Consider the following 6524-nt stretch of genomic DNA (forward strand, 5'->3'; position numbering starts at 1 on the left):
ATGCTGTTGAATCTGGTTGCGGGGCATCAAGCACTGACTTTGCAGGGCCAACCCATGCACTGTTACGAGTTGAGGATGATGGATACGGCCCTGACAGGCATTGTTCTGATTGCGGCGGACCTCGATAGCAGCCGTCAGATTGAACAAGTCATCGCCTATGTCCCCCATGATCCGGAACATCCGGTCAAACAATACCCCTCCCTGGCCAGCTTCCATAGAGAACTGATCTCACAATTACGCTCGCCTGAGTATCAGCGCTTTTTCAGCCGGTTTGTCCCTCATCAACAGCGAGGCACCTTCTTTTTCCAGCTCAATAACCGGCTTTCAAGCATTCAATGGCATGCATCCTTGCCGTTTGAACAAAAGCCGGCGTGGCGTGAGGAGCCGAATATCAATCCTGATTTGCGGATGACCTATCTGCGAAACAGCGGTGACTTCTGGACCCGTGACTTTCACCAGAAACTGAACAAGATCCTCAATGACGCTCGGGCGATGGCGGTTCCCACTGGCGATGAAGATGAAAAAACTCGTTGGGCGCGTTGGGATAGTTTTCAAAAGGTCGCCGCGGTCGTTCTTGAAGCGGCCACTTTTGTGGCGACGCTCTTTGTACCGTTACTTGGCGAGCTGATGCTGGCCTATACCGCCTATCAACTGCTTGATGAAACGTTCGAAGGGATTGTCGAGTGGTCAGAGGGACAGAGAAGCGAAGCTGCCGGGCATTTGATCGGCGTGGCTGAAAGTCTGATCCAGTTGGGTGCATTCGCGGTAGGAGGCAAAGTAGTGGGCACCCTGTTGCCGCTCAAGTCGTCGCCCTTTATCGAGGGCATGAGGGTCGTAGAAAAGAGCGATGGCAGGTCGCGGTTATGGGACGCGGATCTGCAGCGCTACGCACAGTCGATTACCCTTGATGAGTCTGTCCGGCTGGATGAAAAGGGCATTTATCGACATTCCGGACAGGAGGTGCTGCCGCTCGATGGCACGCAGTTTGTGATTGAGCCTGATCCTGGATCGGATCAGTACCGCATCCAGCATCCCCGTCGGGGCGACGCCTATGCCCCCCGTCTTGTACACAATGGCGTTGGTGCGTGGGCGCATGAGGCTGAGCGCCCTCAGACCTGGCAGGGCGTCACCCTGATGCGACGCCTGGGACATCGCGTCGATTCGTTTTCCGATCAAACCCTGGAGCAGATCCGGATCGTCAGCGGTGTTGACGACGCGGTATTGCGCAAACTACATGTCGAGCATGAGCGGCCGCCGGCGTTGCTGGTGGCAACCATCAAGCGTTTTACCGCTGACCAGGAGGTTAAAACTTTCATCGAGCGAATAAGTAGCCGTGACCCGCAGGTGTATGGTCAGGCCGATGTGCAGACTCAACTGAAACTGCTGACGGGTCATCGCAAATGGCCCAAGAACCGCACCGTGCAGTGGCTCGATGCGCAAGACAAGGTGCTCTGGCAATCTTCGCCAGACCTGGGCGAATCGATCATCAAGGTCAGATCCGGGCAGACCGGTTACCACGATCTGGCCGCAACGATGCTCTCCCAACTGCAGGAACAGGAGGTCAAGACGCTGCTGGATGAAGCGTTTGGCAATGGAATCATCGCCCTGGATGTGCGGGCGGCCAGACTGCGTGCGCTCATCGCCACGGCGGCCAGTGAGCAAGAAACGACGTTGGTGGATGCTCGTTTCAGCCTTGATGAAGCACCTGTCGGCCCCGACGTTGCGGCGCACGTTGGATGGTTGCGTAGTGAGTTTCCTCAATTGCCGGGTGCCATCATGGATGAGCTGCTGGTCGGTATCACCGAGGCGGAACAAAGACAGATGAGCGATCGACAGCATTTGCCGTTTCGTCTGCGGCAGGAGGTCCGCACGGCGATGCGCGAATGGCGGATTGTTCGGGCGTACGAGGGGCTTTATTTGCCCTCAAGCGCGAATCTGGATACCAGTCGGCTGGCGTTGCACAGCCTCGAGCGCCTGCCAGGCTGGTCGCCCGAGGTGCGCATCGAAATTCGCAACCAGTCATTCGAGGGACCGCTGCTCGACAATATCGGGCCGGAACACGCGTCCATTCGCAAAGTGCTGGTGCGAACCATGGAAAACACCTTTCAGTCCCATGACGAAGAGGGTAATACGCTGCATGGCGCCGACGATTTCTATACCGCCCTGTTACAAGCCTTGCCTGACGCCGCGCGCAGAAAACTGGGCCACGAAATCGGCCAGGGCATCCAGTTGCGACAGACATTACAGAACGCACCGCTGACGCATGCGGCGTTGCGCGAAATTCTCCCGGATCCCTCCATTCGACATGTAATGGACACCGCGGCCGCAACCCGTTTGCGCGGAGCCGTTCAGGGGTATGCACGGATCAATGAGCCTCTGCTCGGTACAGGAGGGACCTTGAGTCTGGAGGATCGGTTCAAGGTGCTGTACCCGCAGGCGAGTGCGGATACGTTTGCCGATTTTGTCCGCTCATCCGGCTCGYAGACTCAGGCGTTGCGGGGCATCGGCGAACGGGAATTGGAGTTCGAGGAACTGACCAAAGCCCTGGATAGCTGGGTGGCGATCGAGAGAGGCGAGCTTCTGCCCATGGATCAACGCTACCACAAGGGACGTTTTGCCAAGGCGATCAAGCAATGCTGGCAGGCTGCACAAACTTCGGGGCCGGACGGCTACGCCCTGGATCTGAATTTTCACTGGACGAGTGATTTTCTGGAGTATCTGCCAGCATTGAATGCTGATTTCCGGCATGTCAGTTCGCTACAGTTCCGCCATGTCGAACTGCGTACCGATATCACCGGTTTTCTTCGTTATTTTTCCAACTTGAGGGCGCTGGATTTGAGTGATAACGCGCTGGTCGCCGCCCCTCGCTTGCAAGAAAGTCTGCCGGTGCTCGAGCATCTGAACCTGTCCAATAACCAACTGACGCTGACCGCTGACAGTGTGGCGGATCTGGCTGGTCTGACTCGTCTGCAAACACTGAGACTGGCCGGTAACCCGGCGCTGTCGCAGCAGCCGGATGTCAGCCGGATGGCTGAACTCCACCTGTTGGATTTGCACGATACCGGTATCACGGAGTGGCCCACCGGCCTGCTCACGCTGCCGCGACCGCGCGCCTTTGAACTGGATCTGCAGGGCAATCCGATCGAACAGGTCCCCCAAGTGACACCCGGTTCGGAGCAGGCACGGCTTGTTGCCCGCACCCGCTTGAGCCGCGATCGGTTGTCTGATCAAGGTCGTGAACAATTTCAGAGCTATATGCGTTCTGTAGGGTATGACCCGGCACGCAGTTACCCGCCCAAAGGCGAGGAAACCAGTGTGTACTGGCTGGAAGGTTTGTCTGGCGCAGAACGACAAAGCAGGCAAACGTTGTGGGATGAGCTTGAAGGGGAGCCGAATGCCCAGGGGTTTTTCGAGGTGCTGGAGCAACTCGCCGACTCAGCCGATTACGTCGAAGAAGCCAGTCGCCCGGAGCTGACACAACGAGTGTGGCGCCTGCTCGATGCCGCTGCCCAGGATACCCCGCTGCGCGAAGAACTGTTTCGCATGGCGAGCAACCCTGATTCATGCGCCGACGCCGGTGCGCAGATTTTCAATGAAATGGGGTTCAAAGTACTGGTTCACGAAGCGTATCTGGCCGGCAGCCCTGAGCAGATCGAAACCAGCCTGATCAGGTTGGCGAAGGGCAAGTCCCGTCTGGATCAGGTCAATGAAATCGCGCGCGCCACTGTCCAGAGCCGATTGCAGGCCGGTGAAAGCTTTATGGCGGTCGATGAAGACGGGGACATCACCGGTACCATCGACGAAGTGGAAGTTTATCTGGCGTTTCAGACCGGTCTGGCGGATCGGCTTGATCTGCCATGGCAATCTCGGGGCATGTTGTTCCGGGAGATGGCCGAGGTCAGTGATGCGCAGATAGATCAGGCGCATGAATCGGTTTTGACGCTTGAGGCGGGTGAGGGGCTGGTGAACCGGATGATTGAGCAGCGGTTTTGGTGCAAGTACCTGAAGAGTCGCCATGCGCAAGCATTCGCACAGAATTCGACGGCGTTTAATGCTCGCTCAGAGGAGCTGCTCAATCGGCATTTGGCGGGCACCGTCTCACAGCAGGTATATGAGCGCGAACTTCTTGAGTTGGCCGAGGGGCGTAAGGGATTATTGAGGACGCTGACAGCGCAGGCGTGGAAAAAGGCCGCATAGCCTGCACGGTACCGCATCGCATCACGCGACCGGTCTGTCGTTGCGCACAGACCGGTTTTTTTGGGGCCGTTAGCGTGTTTGGCTCCAGAAGGATATTGCCCTACCGGTATTCCACTATCGCGCTGTTCCACTGGGACCGAGTCGTCGCCGTTCTCCCCGTCAAGACATCAAAGGCTGATGTATTGTCGTAGGACTCAAGCAAGATATGGGTGCAGTTGAAACAAGCGGGAAAGGCCTGCGCTGCTATCGCCCCTTGTAGTTTTTGCGTCACCACTTGAATGAGCGCCGGGTCGGTTGTCCCGGTCTGCGCTTTCTGGATATAAAGCGCCAGATTGGCCGCTTGAACTTCTGCGTGGGCGGCAGGGAGTCCACTGGATTGGGGCAGGTCACCTTCGCTTGCCGCTATATGACCTTGAATACGGTTCTTTATCAGCGGGTGAAGTGGCGTTTGTTCATACTCTATGCCGGCCAGGTCAATCGTTTCAGATGTCGTCCCTCGGTAGATTTTTACAGGAAGCGCAGGATCTTTGATTCGCTCGATATACCGGTTGCTCAAATATTCCGTATATCGATCAGGGTCGGTGAATCTCAGGATGCCACCTGTGACCGGATTGTCTCTACCGAGGCTATCATCCGCCTGTCTGTGCATCTCTACGCCATGTTTGGCTTTAGTGAGCGTTACATTTCTTTCCAAAGGGATATTGAAAAAGTCGGTGATGTAAATGGCATCGTCAGGTGTTGAGCCTTCAATCGCTACTCCCGCATGTGCGACAGCGACCTCGGATCTAAACGTTTTTGAGAACCGCGCATCTGGATGTGTCTTAAAGTGTTCTTCGCTTGCAGCCAGTTGTTTTGTCGCGGAGCCTTTCACTTTAGGCACCGGATGAGTGCGCGGCACCTCAAGCATGGCGGTGGTTCGGGCACTTACCCTCTGGTTAAGCGCGGCTCCTTTGGTAAGCCCAAGCCTATCGACAAAACTCATCGGGTTACTACCCACCATCTCATACAGATTCAACCCGTCCACTGTTCCCGCCGGGTCGGCACTGATCCAGCGTTGCAACCACGACGCGAAATAACGCCGTCCGTAGTAGTAAAGTCCGCTGTCATCCCGCTCCTTGCCCGAATAGCGGATGGTTTTATAACTGACTTCCCGCACCGAATCCGCTCTCAGCGAGGCCGTGCCGCCGAAGGGATAATAGTCCTCGTGACTGATCAGGCGGCCCGCTTGATCGAGCTCGATGAGGCTGGAACCCAGGCTGTCGTCGAGGCAGTAGCGCACCTGATTGGCATCAATGTCTTCCGGTTTACCCCGGAGCCAATGCAGGCAGCGTACGTTGCCTATTACGTTCGGCAAGGTGATGACGTGCAGCTCTTCACCCGTGTCGCGGCAGCGTATTTCCAATCCGGGAAGGTAGCGTACTTCGTGGAAATGGCTGGTCGATGATGTATGGGTTTCGTGGCGTTTATAGACACGTACGCCATTGCTGTAGCGAAAGGTTTCCGTATCGTGGAGGCCATTTTCGCGCTCGATCAGCGTGATGGAGGCCAGCTCATCATGGCTGTTCCATTGCAACGCCTGGCCCGGTTGCAAGGCCTGGAGATTGCCATGGCGGTCAAACAGCTTTGAAAAATCGGGTTCAGGATCCCCTTCTTTCCAGCGCACGCCACGGTTGCTGGACGGATCAATGCGCATCCGATGGGTGTAACCGCGTACCGCGCGGCTATGAGTAATCTTGATCAGGTTGTTGCCTGTATCGTACTCGAAGGTTTGTGTGTACTTCAGGAAGTTGTTGGGGTCGTTGGGCAGCGGCCTCCCCGGCATGCTGGACGGCGGGGGGCTATCATGACCGGTGGCGCTGACCAACCGGTACAGGGGGTCATATATGAATTCGCGGGCTCCATCAATGTACTGGTTGGCCAAGAACACCGGATTGAAGGTGTGATCCTTTATGCTCAGTACGTTACCGACCTTGTCATAGTCATATTCCAGATCTTGCCGCAGGTTCTGGCCAGGCACTCCAGCCTTCATGCGTGTCAGCCGACCATCCGCCTGGTCGTAGATCCAGGTTCTGGTCATGCCGTTGCCGAGTCGTTGCTCGATGACCTGGCCGGCGGCGTTGTACTGCGCGTTCTTGAGGATGTCCTGAGCGGAGTCGCTGGCATTGATTTGCAGTGTCACTTGCTTGAGTTGCCCGGCAACGTCGTAGCGTGAATGCTGCTGATGGTTGCCGGCATCTGTCTGGCTCAGCGCCTTGCCGTCTGCACCGTAGCGCCATCGTGTGGTGTAGACGCAGCCATCGAATAACGTGCGGGTTTCTTCTAAAGGC

At 56.6% G+C, this 6524-nt stretch carries 2 protein-coding genes; one reads left to right on the forward strand and one right to left on the reverse strand.

What is annotated here, in order from left to right; genetic code table 11:
• Complete coding sequence (locus AC1DLB_RS17755; RefSeq protein WP_477785365.1) at nucleotides 1-4197, forward strand: NEL-type E3 ubiquitin ligase domain-containing protein; 4197 nt, start codon at nucleotides 1-3, stop codon at nucleotides 4195-4197.
• Between the two features lie 100 nt (nucleotides 4198-4297).
• Here AC1DLB_RS17755 and AC1DLB_RS17760 read toward each other — a convergent pair.
• A partial coding sequence (locus tag AC1DLB_RS17760) for an RHS repeat-associated core domain-containing protein (RefSeq protein ID WP_477785366.1) occupies nucleotides 4298-6524 on the reverse strand: 2227 nt, incomplete at its 5' end.

This window comes from Pseudomonas sp. 05N434, from assembly GCF_056396965.1.